Consider the following 16,143-nt stretch of genomic DNA (forward strand, 5'->3'; position numbering starts at 1 on the left):
GTACTACGGGGATGCCGCCGGCCTGTTCGATGCTGCTGTAGTAGCCTTCGGCCAGTTCGCAGCCGGCGGCGCCGAAGTTGCCGCTGATGCCGATGAGCGGCCGGACGTTGTGGTTGGGGAAACGTGATGTGAGTGCTTTGTGGCGCGAGTGGGTGTCGAATGTTGTCATGGGGCGGGCTTTTGTGGATGAGGGATTGCCGCGGGACGTTATTTGCCGGAACGGCGGTTTGACCGGTGTCGGGGATTGCTGGGGAACCAGCCTTTGCGCACGCGTTCTTCCTGCTCGAAGAGTTCCTTGATGGTCCAGAGGGAGGAGAATCCTATTATGCCGCAAAGGGCGCTCCAGAAAAGACTTTCGATGAAAAGCGCGCCAACGGCGCAGCCGGCTCCGAGCAGCAGGAATACCCACCACGGGCGTGTGCCGAAGTAGTATTCTGTTTTGATGACGATGGGATGGAATATACCGATGGTTATAAAGGTGGAGAGGCCTAGTAGGATTCCTTCGTAGTGAAGCATGTGTGGGGAAGTTTTAGGGGTTCGCTATCTTCGTTGGCCGAAAGAAAAAAATCCCCCTGCCGGTCCGTGGTGCGGGAATGGCGGAGGAGGAGTTTCTTCTGTGCGGTATTTCAGTTTTCGGTTTTTCGGCGGCTTCGTTGTTCGGACGCGTTGTCATCGCCGTCAGGGTCGTCGGCCAAGGCGGCTGTTTCTGCCAGATGGGCGGCATACTCGCGTGCGGCGCGCAGGTTTTTGTTTTCTTCCTCTCCGGGAATGATGATGGGTACTTGGCGGGTGAAGCTTTGCTCGAGCGAGATGAGTGTTTCGGTTGATATGACACCGTTTATTTCCTGTATGCGGTTGTTGAGCAGGTCCATAAGGTGTTCATTGTCGCGCAGATAGAGCTTGACGAGCATTGTGTAGTGGCCGGTTGTGAAGTGGCATTCCACGATTTCGGGAATTTTGAGCAGCTCGGCGGCCACTTCCTTGTACATTGACCCGCGTTCGAGCGTGATGCCAACGAAGGTGCAGGTGCTGTAGCCGATGTGTTTGGGGTAGACGTTATAGCCTGAACCGGTGATGACACCGGCTTCGGTGAGGCGCTGCACGCGCTGATGAATGGCGGCACGCGACACGCCGCAAACTTCGGCTACATCTTTAAAGGGGACACGGGCATCCACTGAGATGATCTGAAGGATTTTCAGGTCTAATTTGTCAACTTTTTTCATGACATGTTCTTGTTTTTTTATTTTACTTGGTGACAAAGATACATATTATTATGCAATTTGATTATATTTTAAGGACGGAAAAATAATAATGTCTCATTATTTCTTTCATTTGTGGAAAAAGGATAATGCACTTGCCGGTGAAGGGCGCCGTTTGCGTGGCTGTCTTTTCATGGATTTTATTGCGGATTTTGCTTTCTGAGGTTTTTAACACAATTTGCTTTCCGCCGGAAAATGTCATATCTTTGTAACAGCGAAGCGGGATTTTCCACACGGAAGTCCCGCTTTTTCAGTATTTTTCAGCCGGAATCAAAGAGAAAACCGGCGAATTTCTTCCTGAAATTCCCCGTATCCGAATTTAAATTCCAAGTATTCGTGTTGAAATTCCGATACGGACTTTTTCTTCCACACTACTTACAACCTATGTTTTAACACTCGGAATTGTTGCGGAAAGTTAAATATGTTAAAGTCTTGACCATTCCCTCCCCAGTGAGAAAACCATATATTTTATTGCATTGCAAAGCGGTAATTCTCAATCAAAAGCGCTAACTTTGCAAATTGGAAATAAATGCACAAACGAAACACATGGAAAAAGAATTGTTTACAGAACAGCCCTATCGGGTGGCCGACCTGTCGCTCTGCGACTTCGGACGTAAGGAAATAGAAATAGCCGAGCACGAAATGCCCGGCCTCATGGCCCTTCGCGAAAAATATGCCGGGCAGCAGCCTCTTAAAGGAGCCCGAGTGATGGGCTCGCTCCACATGACCATACAGACGGCCGTACTCATCGAAACCCTCGTGGCTCTCGGCGCGGAAGTGCGCTGGTGTTCGTGCAATATCTATTCCACGCAGGACCATGCCGCAGCGGCCATAGCCCAAGCGGGGGTGGGCGTGTATGCCTGGAAGGGCGAGACGCTGGCCGATTACTGGTGGTGTACCCTGCAGGCCATGAACTTCGCAGGCGGACAGTTGCCCAATCTTATCGTGGACGATGGCGGCGATGCCACTCTTATGATACACTTGGGCGTAGAGGCCGAAAAGAATGCTGCCGCACTCGACACACCATCGGCGAGCGGCGATGAGGCTGAGCTGAAAAACATCCTCAAGCGCACACTGAAGGAGCGGCCAGGCATGTGGACCGAACTGGCCAAAGGCATGCGGGGCGTGAGTGAGGAGACAACCACCGGCGTGCACCGTCTCTACCAAATGTTGGAACGTGGCGAGCTGCTCTTTCCGGCTTTCAACGTCAACGACTCTGTGACAAAGTCGAAGTTCGACAACCTCTACGGTTGCCGTGAGAGTCTGGCCGACGGCATCAAGCGCGCCACCGATGTGATGATAGCCGGCAAGGTGTGTGTAGTGGCCGGTTACGGCGAGGTGGGCAAGGGATGCGCGCAAAGCATGCGTTCCTACGGCGCCCGTGTCATAGTTACGGAAATCGACCCCATCTGCGCACTTCAGGCAGCCATGGAGGGATTCGAAGTGCTGACCATGGACGAAGCAGCCCCACAGGGCAATATCTTCGTAACCACAACGGGCAATATTGACGTCATAACGACCCGCCACATGGAGGCGATGCCCGACCAGGCCATCGTATGCAACATCGGTCACTTCGACAGCGAAATACAGGTGGAGGCTCTCAAGAGGCTGCCGGGCGTGGAAGTGACAAACATCAAACCGCAGGTAGACAGCTACCGCTTTGCCGACGGACACCGCATAACCCTTCTGGCCGACGGACGCCTGGTCAACCTCGGATGCGCTACGGGGCATCCCTCCTTCGTTATGTCAAACTCTTTCACCAATCAGACATTGGCACAGATAGAACTCTTCAAAAAAGATTATCCCGTAGGCGTTTACCGTCTGCCGAAATATCTCGACGAAGAAGTGGCGCGTCTCCATCTGGAGCGTATCGGCGTACATCTCACACGTCTCACACAGGCACAGGCCGACTACATCGGCGTACCGGTGGAAGGACCATACAAAGCGGAACACTACCGCTATTAAACGGAAAGTCTCAGGTGGAAACAACTAAAATAAAGAAAACGACCAATGAACGATTTTCTCAAAAAAAACAGCAGGACCATTCTGATGGACATCGCTATGGTGGTGCTTTTCCTTCTCGTAGGATTTGCCTACTTTCAGGAACCGGTATCACAAGGTATGGTTTTGGGCGGACACGACACCGACGCCTCCATCGGGCAGGGACGTGAGCTGACGGAATATTACGAGAGCCATGACGGAGAAACCACACGATGGACAAACTCACAGTTCAGCGGTATGCCGACTTACCAGATGGCGCCATCCTACAGTGCCACGCAGTTTCTGGGAAAGGTGGCGGGTATTTACGAATTGGGCATGACTGGCGTCATGTGCTATACGTTTGTATTCCTGTTGGGTTTCTACATCCTGCTGCGGGCATTTGACTTCAAGCCCTACCTCGCGGCGCTTGGAGCCATATTATGGACTTTCTCCTCTTACTTCTTTATTATAATAGGTGCAGGGCACATCTGGAAAGTCATGACACTGGCCTTCGTGCCGCCCACTATCGGCGGGCTCGTGCTCTGTTATCGCGGAAAATATCTATTGGGAGGAGCGGTGACCGCACTCTTCACGGCCTTTCAGATACTTTCCAACCACGTACAGATGACCTACTATTTCGGATTCGTAATGTTCTTCATCGTACTGGCTTATCTCATACAGGCCCTGCGTTCGAAGAAAAAGACCGATGCCGCGCAAAACAGCGGAGAAGCATTTCCCGCAACGCGCCTCAGCCTCTCGCGCTGGGCAAAAGCCACAGGCGTCATTCTTGTGGCGGGACTTCTCGGAGTGGCGGCCAATCTGCCGAATATCTACCACACTTACGATTACGCCAAGCATACCATGCGTGGAGGCACTGAACTGTCGCCCCTTCCGGCAAAGGATGCGGAACCTGCCGAAGCTACAGCAGCCGACAAAAGCGGCGGACTGGATTTTGACTATATAACGCAGTGGAGTTACGGCGTAGACGAAACCCTCACGCTCCTCATCCCAAGATACAAAGGAGGCGGTTCGGGCGAACCGGCCCTGACAGAGGAAAACTTATACGACGATCCGCAGGCACAACTCTTGCCCTACGTTCAGCAATTGGCACAACAGGGTGTACCGCAACCGCCCGGCGTGACACAATACTGGGGCAATCAGCCTATGACGGTAGGACCCGTATATGTCGGAGCTTTCGTATGCTTCCTTTTCATACTGGGGCTGTTCATTGTGAAAGGCCCCATGAAATGGGCGTTAGCCGCCGCTACCATTCTGTCTCTTGTCTTCGCCTGGGGGCATAACGTGCCGGCCGTTACGCACTTCCTTATCGACCATCTGCCTATGTACAATAAATTCCGCACCGTATCATCGGCTCTCGTCATTGCGGAATTTACCATGCCACTCTTAGGCATCATGGCGCTGGCGCGTATTTTCCAAAATAGGGAAATACTCCGTACAACGCGTGGAAAAGCCGGTTTTGCCGCTGCTACTGTTCTGAGCGCCGGCGTGTGCCTCCTGTTCTGGATGTTCCCTAGTCTGGCAGGCAATTGTATTTCTGCCAACGAATTTCCATTTATGGAGTCCATTGCAGAAGTAATCGGAAAGGATTTCGCACAAAGCTACACGGACGCATTGACTGCTGTGCGTCACAGCACATTGTCGGCCAGTGCCGGCCGCTCGTTGCTGATTATTTTTATTAGTGGGATTATCTTGTTCTGTGCCGCTCGCTGGAAACGTTTCCCGGCCTGGGCTGCCTGCGTTTTGCTCGGAGCAGTGTCACTGGCCGATATGTGGAGCGTCAACCGGGAATATCTGAATGTTGAGAAGAACTTCACGGATCCCGTGGCACAGACTGGAAAATTCCTTCAGAAGACTCCGGCTGATGAGCTGATACTCCGCGATAAATCTTATTACCGCGTGCTCAATCTGTCAACGGGGCAGACGTTTAACGAAAACGCCACGAGCTACTGGCACCACAGCATCGGCGGATATCATGCCGCCAAACTACAGCGTTACCAAGACCTTATCGACCGTCAGCTGGTTCCTGAAATCAGCAGCTTGGGAAAAGGGATATTCCAAGAGCCAGGCGCAGAAATGGCCTTATTGGCAGACAGTTTGTGTCCTGTTCTGAACATGCTTAACATGAAATATGTTATTCTTCCTGGTAATGGCAACAATCTGGTGGTGGCATGCAATGACCATGCCAATGGCAACGGTTGGTTTGTCAACAACGTGAAATTCGTGAAAGGCGCCGATGAGGAAATGTCCGCACTCACAGGATTGGATACAAAGCATGCAGCCATAGCCGATGAGGAGTTCCGTCATGTTCTTGAAGGTTCTCCGCTGGGCAACGGTTCTGTGAAACTGACAAAATACGAACCGAACGAACTGCACTATGACATCTCGTCGGAAAAGGGTGGCGTTGTAGTGTTCTCCGAAGTATATTATCCCGGCTGGACGGCTACTGTGGATGGCGAAGCCGTAGAGGTGGGCCGCGTGAACTACTTGCTGCGTGCCATCAAGGTTCCGGCGGGCAATCACAAAGTTGTGCTTGATTTCCATCCGGCCACGGTGGCAACGACTAATGTCATTGCTTACACCGCTATAGCCATCGTATTGCTTCTTTTCGCTGGCGCGGTGGTTTTCCAGTTTACTAGAAAAATCAAAAACAAACCATAATTACCGCACTTGTTGTCGGATAGAGAAATTCCGGTAAAGGAAAAAGATCCGGCTGCAACGTATATAAAATCATCATTAATATTCATCCCCAATGAGTCTTCAATGTGGAATTGTGGGACTGCCCAATGTCGGTAAGTCCACCCTCTTCAACTGTCTGAGCAACGCCAAGGCACAATCTGCCAATTTTCCCTTTTGCACCATAGAACCCAACGTGGGTGTCATCACCGTACCCGACGAACGTCTGGCCAAGTTGGCCGAGCTTGTCAACCCCGGGCGCATCGTGCCCACTACGGTGGAAATCGTCGACATTGCCGGTTTGGTGAAAGGTGCGTCGAAGGGCGAAGGACTGGGCAACCAGTTTTTGGGCAACATTCGCGAAACGGATGCCATCATACATGTGTTGCGTTGCTTCGACGATGGTAATGTAGTGCACGTAGACGGTTCTGTAGATCCAGTGCGTGACAAGGAAATTATCGACACCGAGCTTCAGCTCAAGGATCTTGAAACGGTGGAGAACCGTATCAGGCGCGTGGAGAAAATAGCTCAGGTAGGCGGTGACAAAGCAGCCAAACTCGAGTATGACGTTCTCGTAGCCTGCCGCGAAGCTCTCTTGCAAGGCAAGTCTGCCCGAACCGTGCAGTTTGATAGCAAAGAGGAACAGAAGGCCGCCCGCAGTCTTTTTCTCCTTACGTCAAAACCTGTTCTCTACGTGTGCAATGTCGATGAAGCTTCGGCATCGGAGGGTAACCATTATGTGGAAGCTGTTCGCGAAGCTGTGAAGGAGGAAGGCGCCGAGGTACTGGTGCTGGCAGCGCAGACGGAGGCCGATATTGCCGAACTCGAAACCTATGAAGAGCGGCAGATGTTTCTACAGGATGTCGGGCTGGAAGAAAGCGGATGCAACCGCCTTATTAAGGCCGCCTATAAAATGCTCGAACTTGAGACGTTCATCACAGCCGGCGAGATGGAGGTAAAAGCCTGGACTTACCGCCGTGGCTGGAAGGCTCCGCAATGTGCCGGCGTAATCCACACAGACTTTGAGAAAGGTTTCATCCGTGCCGAGGTCATCAAATACGATGATTACGTGCGGCTCGGTTCAGAAAGCGCCGTCCGTGAAGCCGGCCTTCTTCACGTGGAAGGCAAGGAGTACGTTGTGCAGGATGGTGACATCATGCATTTCCGTTTCAACGTGTAAGCAGTCTGGACGGACGGCAGCCTGAAACAGATGCAACATGCCTGACACCTGTCCGTTTACGGAAGTAGGTTGTCGTCCACAATCTTAAAATATACACAACATGACAGCATATTCCGTTCTGTGGAACCCATCGAAGGACCTCCTCAGCATAGGTTCCTTCACCATCCATTGGTACAGTTTTCTTTGGCTCATAGGTTTAGGCCTGGCCTATATCATAGTGTTCCGTCTCTATCGCAGGCAACAGATTCCGATGGAGAAGTTCGAACCTCTTTTCTTTTATTGTTTTGTCGGCATATTGCTTGGTGCCCGTCTGGGCCATTGCTTGCTTTACGATCCGGGTTATTTTCTTTCCCATCCCGTCGAGATGCTCCTTCCCGTCCGGCAGACCATTGACGGCGGCTGGCGGTGTACCGGCTATGCCGGTCTGGCCTCACACGGTGGCACTGCGGGTCTCATGCTGGCCTTGTGGCTTTATGTGCGCCGAACAAAGGTGAATATCATGCGTGTGCTCGACAATATCGCCATAGCCACTCCTATAACGGCCTGCTGCATCCGTCTGGGCAACCTCATGAATTCCGAAATAGTGGGTAAATACACCGGTTCGGACTACGGTTTCATATTTGTCGCTAACGGTGACATCTTTCCACGTCATCCCGGACAGCTTTACGAGGCCGTGGCCTATTTTCTGTTCTTCATTATAGGGGTGGCGCTTTATCGCCGCTTCAGCCATAAGGTAGGAACGGGATTCTTCTTCGGCTACTGCCTCACCACCATCTTCATGTTCCGTTTCGTGGTGGAGTTCTTTAAAGAAGTGCAGGAAAGCTGGGAAATATCCATGGTCAGCGCCATAGGTCTCAATCAGGGGCAACTGCTCAGCATTCCTTTCATCATCATCGGACTTTACTGCCTGTTGGGCGGCCGGTTGTGCAAGAAATGGGGTGAGCACTGATTTTAACACTATTTGCATTCGGGCAAAAAAAGTATTATCTTTGTAACAGCCAAGCGGGACTCTTCACGGAGGAGTCCCGCTTTTTCAGTGTTTTTCGGGATAGTTGAAAGGTTTTTTGGGTGTATTATTTCTCTAAATTCCAAGTATTACAATTTAAATTCCCCGTATTCGTGTTTCAATTCCAATACTTGGATTTCAAGAAATACTGCTCTGAAATGTAATGGAAAGTTAAAAATGTTAAAGTCAATCTGTAAGAAAAGTATCACAGAGGCTTGACAGGATATAACTCTTCTGCCATTTTACCCTTTCCCTGAAATTTAGTAATTTTGCATTCGTAATAACATAATACGTCACATCATGAAAGAACAACTGACAGTGGTTAAGGTGGGTGGTAAAATCGTTGAAAATGCCGCCGCCCTGATACAACTTATCCGCGATTTCTCCACACTTTCCGGACATAAAGTCCTCGTACACGGCGGCGGTCGCACTGCTACTGACATTGCCGCACAACTTGGCGTGGAAACCCGCATGATAGGCGGCAGGCGGATCACCGATGCCGAAATGCTGCGCGTTGTAGCTATGGTCTATGGTGGACTGGTCAATAAAAACGTTGTGGCCAACCTTCAGGCCTGCGGCATTAACGCTTTGGGGCTTACTGGAGCTGATATGGACGTGATACGATCACATCGTCGCCCGGCTGGTGAGATCGACTATGGATTCGTAGGTGATGTTGACCGCGTGGACGGCGATCGTCTCACGGCATTGGTCAAGAGTGGCGTAGTACCGGTTATGGCACCCCTCACCCACGATGGCCGAGGTTCGCTGCTCAACACTAACGCTGATACCATTGCCGGGGAAACGGCCAAAGCCTTGGCCGCCCATTTTGACGTAACGCTTGTCTTCTGTTTTGAATATGCCGGCGTACTGCAATGTCCGGATAATGCAGACTCCGTCATACCGCACATTACGCCGGCAGTGTTCGAAAGTCTTGTAAAAGACGGTACGGTATCGGGTGGTATGGTGCCCAAACTGGAAAACTGTCTTGCAGCCCTTCGGGCAGGTGTGAAGCGCGTAGTTATAACCAGAGCCGACCTCATAGGCAGAGCAGGAGGTACCACCGTGACGCTTTGAGGCTTCACAATACCTGTTTTTCTGGCAGATTACAAATTGTCATTCTCTTATTTCTTTGGTCTCAATCCCTATTATGGCAAAAAAATATGAAATCATGGCGCCGGCCGGTTCACGCGAGTCGCTGGCAGCCGCTCTTAAGGCCGGTGCCGATTCCGTTTATTTCGGCATCGAATCCCTCAATATGCGCGCACATTCCGCCAGTCGCTTCACCATCGATGATTTGCGCGAAATAGCCGCCACATGCAATGAACGGGGGGTGAAAACTTATCTTACGGTCAACACCATCATCTATGATGACGATATTGAACTTATGAGGCAGATATGCGATGCTGCTCGCGATGCGGGTATTTCGGCTGTCATTGCGGCTGATGTGGCCGTACTTACTTATTGCCGCCAGACGGGTATGGAGGTTCACTTGTCAACCCAGCTCAACATATCTAACACAGAGGCTTTAAAATTTTATGCAAACTATGCCGATGTCGTGGTGCTGGCGCGTGAGCTGAATCTTTCTCAAGTCAGAGAAATACACCGTTTCATCGAAGAAAACAATGTATGCGGACCCTCAGGAAACCGTATACGGATAGAAATGTTCTGCCACGGTGCCTTGTGCATGGCTGTGAGTGGAAAATGCTATCTGTCGCTCGACAATCTCGGACGGTCGGCTAACCGCGGCGAATGTATGCAGGTGTGCCGCCGCAGTTATACCGTCCGCGACCGCGAAACCGGTGTGGAACTCAATGTCGATAATAAGTATATTATGAGTCCGAAGGACTTGAAAACAATCGGTTTCATCGATAAAATGGCCGATGCCGGCGTGCGCGTTTTCAAAATAGAGGGAAGAGCCCGCAGCGCCGAGTACGTCTATACCGTAGTGTCGTGCTATAAAGAAGCCCTGGCCGCCGTTGAGGCCGGCACTTTCAATGAAAATATGGTAGACCATTGGGATCAACGGCTTTCCACAGTCTTTAACCGCGGTTTTTGGGACGGTTATTATCTCGGACGCCGGCTGGGAGAATGGAGCGGAAAATATGGCAGCAATGCCACGGAAAAGAAAGTCTATGTAGGCAAAGGGATAAAGTACTTCTCGCGTTTGGGAGTAGGGGAATTCTACATCGAGGCAGGTGAGGTGTGTGTGGGCGACCGTCTGGTTATTATCGGCCCCACTACCGGAGTAGTCTATATTGAGGCTACAGAGATTCACTTCGACAACGGTCCCGTAGAAAAGGCGGTAAAAGGACAGGCGGTGTCCATACCCGTCAGTGAAAAAATACGTCCCAGTGATAAACTCTACAAACTGGTAGCAGCTGACTGAATGTTTCGGTTCCTTTAACGCAAAACCTTTCACATTCATTTAATTTTGTCATAAAATCCGGTTCACATGAATTTTCTTTTTGACTTCGGCGGTGTCCTTGTCGATCTTGACCGCCAGCGTTGCATAGAGGCCTTTGCCGAAATCAATTTTGACGTGAAGCCTTATCTGGGCACTTATGCGCAAGCCGGACTGTTTTCAAAACTTGAACGCGGCGTGGTGAGTATACATGAGTTCTGTGATGAACTGCGCGGTCTGTCTGAAAAAAAAGATCTCCCCGATGAGGCAATAGTCCACGCCTGGGAACAATACCTCATAGGAGTACCCGAAAACCGTCTGGAGATGTTACTCAAAATCGGACAGCATTATCCTGTACACGTGTTGAGCAATACGAATGAAATACATTGGGCGATAGCACGGGAAAGGTTTTTCCGGTATCGAGGTCATACGATAAGGGACTTTTTCAACGAAATATTTCTTTCCTGCGAATTAGGTGTGGAAAAGCCGGCACCGCAAATTTACCAGGCCGTAGTGGAACGGCTTGCTTGTCCGCCGGATGAGATTCTTTTCCTCGATGATTGCGAAGAAAATTGTGTTGCGGCACAACAGGCCGGACTGCAGGCAAGGCTTGCCCCTGCCGGCGGAAAATGGCTTGAGTTCTTTACTCCTGACGGTTACTATATATAATAAGTCCCTCATGACACCGCTCATTCCTTTTACTGCTCGGAAATACAGCAATATGGTGGCTACTATCGGCTTTTTCGACGGAGTTCATCTAGGTCACCGCTGTTTGATAGAACAAGTGATAAACGAAGCCCGCCAATGTGATATGGGTGCATTCATCGTAACCTTTTCTAATCATCCACGGACTGTAGTGAAGTCCGGTTACCAGCCAAAACTTCTTACTACTGTTCCCGAAAAAACGGAACTGCTCCGGGCCACAGGTGCGGATGCCTGCGTTATATTACAGTTCACTCCGGAACTTGCCGCACTCACTGCAAAACAATTTATGGAGCAGATATTATATCGTGAATATGGCGTAAAAAAAATAGTCGTAGGTTACGACCATCGGTTCGGTTCCGACAAATTGTCCGGCTTAACCCATTATCAACGCATTGGCAGAGAATCAGGAATAGAAGTATTGCCGGCGAAAAAATGCGTGATGGGCGATTTTACCGTCAGTTCATCGTTTGTTCGGCGTTTACTTGAAGAAGGAAATGTGGAGCAGGCGGAGAAATGTCTCGGCCGTAGCTATGAATTGTCCGGCATTGTTGTCGAAGGACACCGTGTGGGGCGGAATATCGGTTTTCCGACGGCCAATCTGCAACCGTTCTCAAAAGAAAAACTGATACCTGGCTGCGGCGTGTATGCTGTTGAAGCTATGATTGATGGCAGAACGTATGGCGCGATGCTTAATATAGGCCGGCGGCCAACCTTGAAAAATGGTGAGAATATATCGGTGGAAGCGCATATTTTTGATTTTAATGGTAACTTATACGGAGAATCTCTCTCTCTTCGATTCCGGTATCGCTTACGCAACGAGCGACAATTCGAATCGTTGGAAAAATTACAAATGCAATTAGGATGCGATTCCCTACTGGCGCGTCAATTGCTATCCTCTGTATGATAAAATCGGAATGGTTGTGCGGATTTTCTGTATGAACTTATTTGAGACAGTCACGACGTATAAGGCATGAACTGCTAGTGTGTCAAAAAGATATTCGTCTTATTGTGGATTTTCTGTGAAGTACAGCATTTCATTTTTATTGGCTACAATGAGCCAAGTTCTTTATAGAATAAGAATAACTCTTTATTAATAAGAAACATGTTTAGGTCAATAATCATTTTAAATCTCTTCGTGTTGATGTCCGTTGTGTCATTGGGGCTGGCAAGGCTCATTGAAAATGCCGACGACCTGGTTTCCGGCCATACGGAAGAGTTGCATACACCCTCCGGTGTAATATTGGGAATTTCAATGTTGGCCGGTAATTTAATGCTCGTATTAGTGTTGTGGATGATGAAGCTGGTGCGGCGTTATCCGTTGAGGCGGAACGTTTCTTTAGGTATGAAGCAGTGGTTATTGCCTACAGTGGGTACACTGCTTTTGATTTTCGGCTTACACTTATTGTTGTTGCCGATTGGACTGGAGGATAATGGGCAAATGGACTTATTCCAGTCGATGAAATCGAATGTTTTATGTATTTTTCTACTGTGTATAGTAGGCCCTTTGACGGAAGAGGTCGTTTTTCGGGAAGGTATATTGCGCTCTCTTGTCCACCGCGGACTTTCTCCCTTGAGTGCCGCATTTGTGTCGGCATTGCTTTTTGCCGTTGTACATGCTAATTGGGCACAGGCCGTACCCGCCTTGGTTGCGGGCTTTGTGTTTGGCATCCTTTATATTCGCGCCGATGATATCCGCCTGTGTGGTGTGGCGCATGTCCTTAATAACACTTTGGCAATGTTACTGCTGTTTTTTCCGGCGGCGGAATCGTACATGGTAGCCATGAACTTGGCGCTGCAACTGATTGTCGGCGCATTTCTTTTCATAGGCGGTGGAGTGTTGGTGTATTGTTCCGGCATATCTGTAAGAGGTGAGAAAATATTGTTGTTTCCTGAAAAATAAATAGTCTGTATCATGATAATTGGAAATATTGATTTGGGTCCGCGGCCTGTGCTGCTGGCGCCTATGGAAGACGTTACCGACATCGGTTTCCGTCTGCTGTGCCGTCGTTTGGGTGCGTCAATGGTTTATTCGGAGTTTGTGGCAGCTGATGCTTTGGTACGCATGGTAAACCGCAGTCTGGAAAAACTGACTGTATGTGAGGAAGAACGTCCCGTAGCTATACAGATTTATGGCAAAGACCCTGTGGCTGTGCGCGACGCTGCCCAGATTGTTGTGGAACGTGCCCGTCCTGATGTGCTCGACCTTAATTTTGGCTGTCCGGTCAAGCGTGTGGCCGGAAAAGGTGCCGGTGCAGGAATGTTGCAGAATGTGCCGTTGATGCTTGAAATAACGCGATCGGTAGTGGAAGCTGTAAAAGTACCCGTTACAGTAAAGACGCGTTTAGGATGGGACGATAGTCATAAAATCATTGTATCTTTAGCCGAACAATTGCAGGATTGTGGCATTGCGGCTCTTACCGTTCACGGCCGTACCCGTTCGCAGATGTACACGGGGCAGGCAGACTGGACACTCATAGGCGAGGTGAAGCGTAACCCCCGCATGAATATTCCCGTTATTGGCAACGGAGATGTTTGCTGTGCCGCCGATGCGGTGCGCGCTTTTGAGGAATATAGGGTAGATGCTGTCATGGTGGGACGCGCCACTTTCGGAAGGCCCTGGATATTCAAGGAAATTCGTGACGCTCTGCATGGTGGGAGTCACGATGTGGAGAATGCTGTAGAGAGTCAATTTGCCCCCATGTCTGTTGACTGGCAGCTTGATGTGCTCAAGGAACAAGTCAGGCAGAGTGTGAGCCGTATTGATGAGTATCGTGGCATTCTGCATGTGCGCCGCCATTTGGCTGCCACGCCACTTTTTAAAGGATTGCCCAACTTCCGCCAGACACGTATAGCCATGCTGCGTGCCGAAACTGTGGATGAACTGTTTGAAATAATGGAAAGTACGCGACCGTTGCTGCCAAGGGAAGTATGAAGGACGATAGGTTGATGAATGGATCTGTCGGTTAAAATAAATGGGAAAGTCATTCTGAGAAGAATGTACTTTCCCGTTTTATTTATTTGCCGTCCCACCGGACGACGGCATTGTGAGAGAACTGAAACCCGTTGGGGAGTCAAGTGTTTGTTTTAATAAGCAAGTGACGTTTTCACCGTTGCCTCGCCGCCTTTCGGCTCAGCTTATTTTGTAGTAGACATGTTTCGTTGTCGGTTGTCAGGGGTTTATATGTTCATGACCTGACTGATAAATTTGTCGGACATGTTGCCTGTGAAATTGAGCAGACTGAAGTTTTTCTCGTCTTTGAGGCGGATGACAACAAGTTCCACTATCAGCCTGCCGCGCCGGCGGATGTATATGGCCGTGTCGTCTTTTTCTGCGTATCGCTTGTACCGCTTTTTGTTTTCACGGGCCAGCATGCCGGCCTTTTTGTAAAATACTCCGGCTTCAGAGTATTGTCCGCAAGAAATGATGCGTATGCTTTTAATTTGTGTCAGTACCTGCAGGTTCTTGTCGTCACCTTCAACCTCTTTCAGCCGGATGATGCGTTCCATCATTTGCGGACTTACAGTAGTGCAGGTCAGTTCTTCGGTATTGCCGTACGTTTCCATGAAATGAGCGGCGAAGTCATGTTCCTGTTGTGCAGAGGAAGGGAAAGCCACAATCATAAGCAATATGAGAGTGAAGAGAAACTTCTTCATATCTTACCCTTTGATGATTGGTCGTTCGTTTTTGCCGATGGAATCGGCTTTTTCTGGAATGTTAAGCACATCACGCAGTTCGCGTATGCCGTCATCGAGAGTCTCATAAGCCTCCTTCGGATTGTCGTAGGAGTCCTGATACGTAGCCGGGTTATAATCCCATTCCATCACTTCTTGCGGGCGGTTGAAAATATGTTGTGCCGCTGTGCCTACCACCATGACGATGGCCACTGACGCCACAGCCCGATAAAGCGGGCGCAGTCTGCGGCTCAACGACAGGCGTCGGGCTCGCACTATCACGGGCGCTGTGACTTGCGTGGAAGCGTTCTCTATGCCTGCCAGCCGGCAAAGCCGTTCGTCAAAGCCGGTGTCCAACTTTTCTTCCGCCTGTATGTTTTCATATACGAACAAGTCGCGCCACATTGCCAGATGCGCCGGCACCGATGGCTGTTCGAAGAACGTGCGGAGAATGGCTTCTTCCTCAGGCATGGTTTGACAAGCCCAATAGCGTTCCAGGAGTTGTTCTATATATTTATAATCCATAATTCTCAAGTTTTTCGTATTGTTCCCTCACGGTGCGTCTGGCCCGGAAGAGGATAACCTTTACGTTTTCCTCGGTCAGTCCCATGATTTCGGCCACTTCCCGAGTGGTTTTGCCTTCAATGTCGCGCAGTTGCATGACGGTACGCTGTGTTTCAGGCAACCGGTTGAATATATCGTGCACACGTTGCCGCTTTTCGTCAGCTTCCATTTGCCTGTCGGCAGTGAGAGCGCTGTCCGGCGTATCGGCTGTTGTTTCCTCTAGCGAAATGTTTTGCGCTTCGCGCTTGCGACAGCGGTCAAGGGCCAGATTCCGTCCGGTGGTGAGGACATAGGCTTCGAGCGATTTCACCTGTGAGAGTTCTTCGCGCCTTTCCCATACGCGCAGCAGCGTATCCTGCGTGACGTCCTCGGCTTCAGGTCGGTCTTGCACGATGCGCAAAGCCAGCCGGAAGAGCTTGTCTTTCAGCGGCAGCAAGTCGTATCTGAAGTCAATCTGTTTCATTGCTCTCTAATAATAAGACGGACACACAGGTGTAAAGTTACAAAAAAAGTGAGATTTTTTTCGTTTCTCATCTTTTGAGGATAAAAACGGTTTCTGCCGTTCTCTTTTTTCTTGGCAGTAGGTGGTAGCCTTTTCCCGTTCATGTTCTGATGGTAGCATTGCTGTTTTAACACTATTTGCTTTCCGGCGGAAAATTTATTATCTTTGTAACAGCCAAGC

14 protein-coding genes and 1 pseudogene are annotated in these 16,143 nt (G+C 49.9%); 10 read left to right on the plus strand and 5 right to left on the minus strand.

The genetic code is table 11. From position 1 onward, the window contains the following. Positions 1-207: 207 nt before the first annotated feature. Positions 208-516: a DUF4491 family protein gene (locus C5S62_RS09245; RefSeq protein ID WP_104405096.1), complete on the minus strand. Its 309-nt coding sequence runs from the start codon at positions 514-516 to the stop codon at positions 208-210. A 257-nt stretch (positions 517-773) separates the two neighbouring features. Next, a pseudogene (locus C5S62_RS09250) lies at positions 774-1,223 on the minus strand (Lrp/AsnC family transcriptional regulator); the annotation flags it as partial. Between the two features lie 582 nt (positions 1,224-1,805). Between C5S62_RS09250 and ahcY the strand changes: the two are divergent. The 10 genes from ahcY to dusB all read left to right on the plus strand — a co-directional run bounded on the left by ahcY (position 1,806) and on the right by dusB (position 14,157). After that, positions 1,806-3,224, plus strand: coding sequence for an adenosylhomocysteinase (gene ahcY / locus C5S62_RS09260; RefSeq protein WP_104405099.1), 1,419 nt, complete (start codon positions 1,806-1,808; stop codon positions 3,222-3,224). Positions 3,225-3,269: 45 nt separating this feature from the next. Further along, the gene (locus C5S62_RS09265) at positions 3,270-5,918 is read left to right on the plus strand and encodes a YfhO family protein (RefSeq protein WP_104405100.1); all 2,649 of its coding nucleotides are present in this window, start codon (positions 3,270-3,272) and stop codon (positions 5,916-5,918) included. Between the two features lie 91 nt (positions 5,919-6,009). Continuing rightward, complete coding sequence (gene ychF, locus C5S62_RS09270; protein ID WP_104405101.1) at positions 6,010-7,113, plus strand: redox-regulated ATPase YchF; 1,104 nt, start codon at positions 6,010-6,012, stop codon at positions 7,111-7,113. Between the two features lie 100 nt (positions 7,114-7,213). After that, positions 7,214-8,062 carry a prolipoprotein diacylglyceryl transferase gene (gene lgt, locus C5S62_RS09275; protein WP_104405102.1) on the plus strand — a complete coding sequence of 283 codons (849 nt, stop codon included), beginning with the start codon at positions 7,214-7,216 and terminating at the stop codon, positions 8,060-8,062. Positions 8,063-8,419: 357 nt separating this feature from the next. Then, the gene (gene argB / locus C5S62_RS09280) at positions 8,420-9,193 is read left to right on the plus strand and encodes an acetylglutamate kinase (RefSeq protein WP_104405103.1); all 774 of its coding nucleotides are present in this window, start codon (positions 8,420-8,422) and stop codon (positions 9,191-9,193) included. Positions 9,194-9,266: 73 nt separating this feature from the next. Further along, a complete protein-coding gene (locus C5S62_RS09285; RefSeq protein ID WP_104405104.1) occupies positions 9,267-10,505 on the plus strand; it encodes a peptidase U32 family protein in 1,239 nt (412 codons plus the stop codon). A 66-nt stretch (positions 10,506-10,571) separates the two neighbouring features. Further along, complete coding sequence (locus C5S62_RS09290; RefSeq protein WP_104405105.1) at positions 10,572-11,189, plus strand: HAD family phosphatase; 618 nt, start codon at positions 10,572-10,574, stop codon at positions 11,187-11,189. 10 nt (positions 11,190-11,199) lie between these two features. Then, a complete protein-coding gene (locus C5S62_RS09295) occupies positions 11,200-12,129 on the plus strand; it encodes a bifunctional riboflavin kinase/FAD synthetase (protein WP_104405106.1) in 930 nt (309 codons plus the stop codon). A gap of 198 nt (positions 12,130-12,327) precedes the next feature. Then, entirely contained in the window at positions 12,328-13,125 is a 798-nt protein-coding gene (locus tag C5S62_RS09300) for a CPBP family intramembrane glutamic endopeptidase (RefSeq protein WP_104405107.1), read from the plus strand. A 12-nt stretch (positions 13,126-13,137) separates the two neighbouring features. Beyond that, positions 13,138-14,157, plus strand: coding sequence for a tRNA dihydrouridine synthase DusB (gene dusB, locus C5S62_RS09305; protein WP_104405108.1), 1,020 nt, complete (start codon positions 13,138-13,140; stop codon positions 14,155-14,157). A gap of 245 nt (positions 14,158-14,402) precedes the next feature. Here dusB and C5S62_RS09310 read toward each other — a convergent pair whose 3' ends face one another. From C5S62_RS09310 to C5S62_RS09320, 3 genes are read right to left on the minus strand one after another with little or no spacing between them, the layout of a single operon-like run. Next, entirely contained in the window at positions 14,403-14,879 is a 477-nt protein-coding gene (locus C5S62_RS09310; protein ID WP_104405109.1) for a DUF4252 domain-containing protein, read from the minus strand. Positions 14,880-14,882: 3 nt separating this feature from the next. Next, positions 14,883-15,422: a hypothetical protein gene (locus C5S62_RS09315; protein WP_104405110.1), complete on the minus strand. Its 540-nt coding sequence runs from the start codon at positions 15,420-15,422 to the stop codon at positions 14,883-14,885. Continuing rightward, entirely contained in the window at positions 15,412-15,924 is a 513-nt protein-coding gene (locus C5S62_RS09320) for an RNA polymerase sigma factor (RefSeq protein WP_104405111.1), read from the minus strand. Before C5S62_RS09320 ends, C5S62_RS09315 begins: the two co-directional genes overlap by 11 nt. Positions 15,925-16,143: the final 219 nt, after the last annotated feature.

It is taken from the genome of Prevotella sp. MGM2 (assembly GCF_002933955.1).
Taxonomy (GTDB): Bacteria; Bacteroidota; Bacteroidia; order Bacteroidales; family Bacteroidaceae; genus Alloprevotella.

Bases quoted from the DNA above. Each gene is read 5' to 3' on its own strand.
- C5S62_RS09245 (WP_104405096.1), bottom strand. From the start codon at position 516: ATGCTTCACTACGAAGGAATCCTACTAGGCCTCTCCACCTTTATAACC.
- ahcY (WP_104405099.1), top strand. From the start codon at position 1,806: ATGGAAAAAGAATTGTTTACAGAACAGCCCTATCGGGTGGCCGACCTG.
- C5S62_RS09265 (WP_104405100.1), top strand. From the start codon at position 3,270: ATGAACGATTTTCTCAAAAAAAACAGCAGGACCATTCTGATGGACATC.
- ychF (WP_104405101.1), top strand. From the start codon at position 6,010: ATGAGTCTTCAATGTGGAATTGTGGGACTGCCCAATGTCGGTAAGTCC.
- lgt (WP_104405102.1), top strand. From the start codon at position 7,214: ATGACAGCATATTCCGTTCTGTGGAACCCATCGAAGGACCTCCTCAGC.
- argB (WP_104405103.1), top strand. From the start codon at position 8,420: ATGAAAGAACAACTGACAGTGGTTAAGGTGGGTGGTAAAATCGTTGAA.
- C5S62_RS09285 (WP_104405104.1), top strand. From the start codon at position 9,267: ATGGCAAAAAAATATGAAATCATGGCGCCGGCCGGTTCACGCGAGTCG.
- C5S62_RS09290 (WP_104405105.1), top strand. From the start codon at position 10,572: ATGAATTTTCTTTTTGACTTCGGCGGTGTCCTTGTCGATCTTGACCGC.
- C5S62_RS09295 (WP_104405106.1), top strand. From the start codon at position 11,200: ATGACACCGCTCATTCCTTTTACTGCTCGGAAATACAGCAATATGGTG.
- C5S62_RS09300 (WP_104405107.1), top strand. From the start codon at position 12,328: ATGTTTAGGTCAATAATCATTTTAAATCTCTTCGTGTTGATGTCCGTT.
- dusB (WP_104405108.1), top strand. From the start codon at position 13,138: ATGATAATTGGAAATATTGATTTGGGTCCGCGGCCTGTGCTGCTGGCG.
- C5S62_RS09310 (WP_104405109.1), bottom strand. From the start codon at position 14,879: ATGAAGAAGTTTCTCTTCACTCTCATATTGCTTATGATTGTGGCTTTC.
- C5S62_RS09315 (WP_104405110.1), bottom strand. From the start codon at position 15,422: ATGGATTATAAATATATAGAACAACTCCTGGAACGCTATTGGGCTTGT.
- C5S62_RS09320 (WP_104405111.1), bottom strand. From the start codon at position 15,924: ATGAAACAGATTGACTTCAGATACGACTTGCTGCCGCTGAAAGACAAG.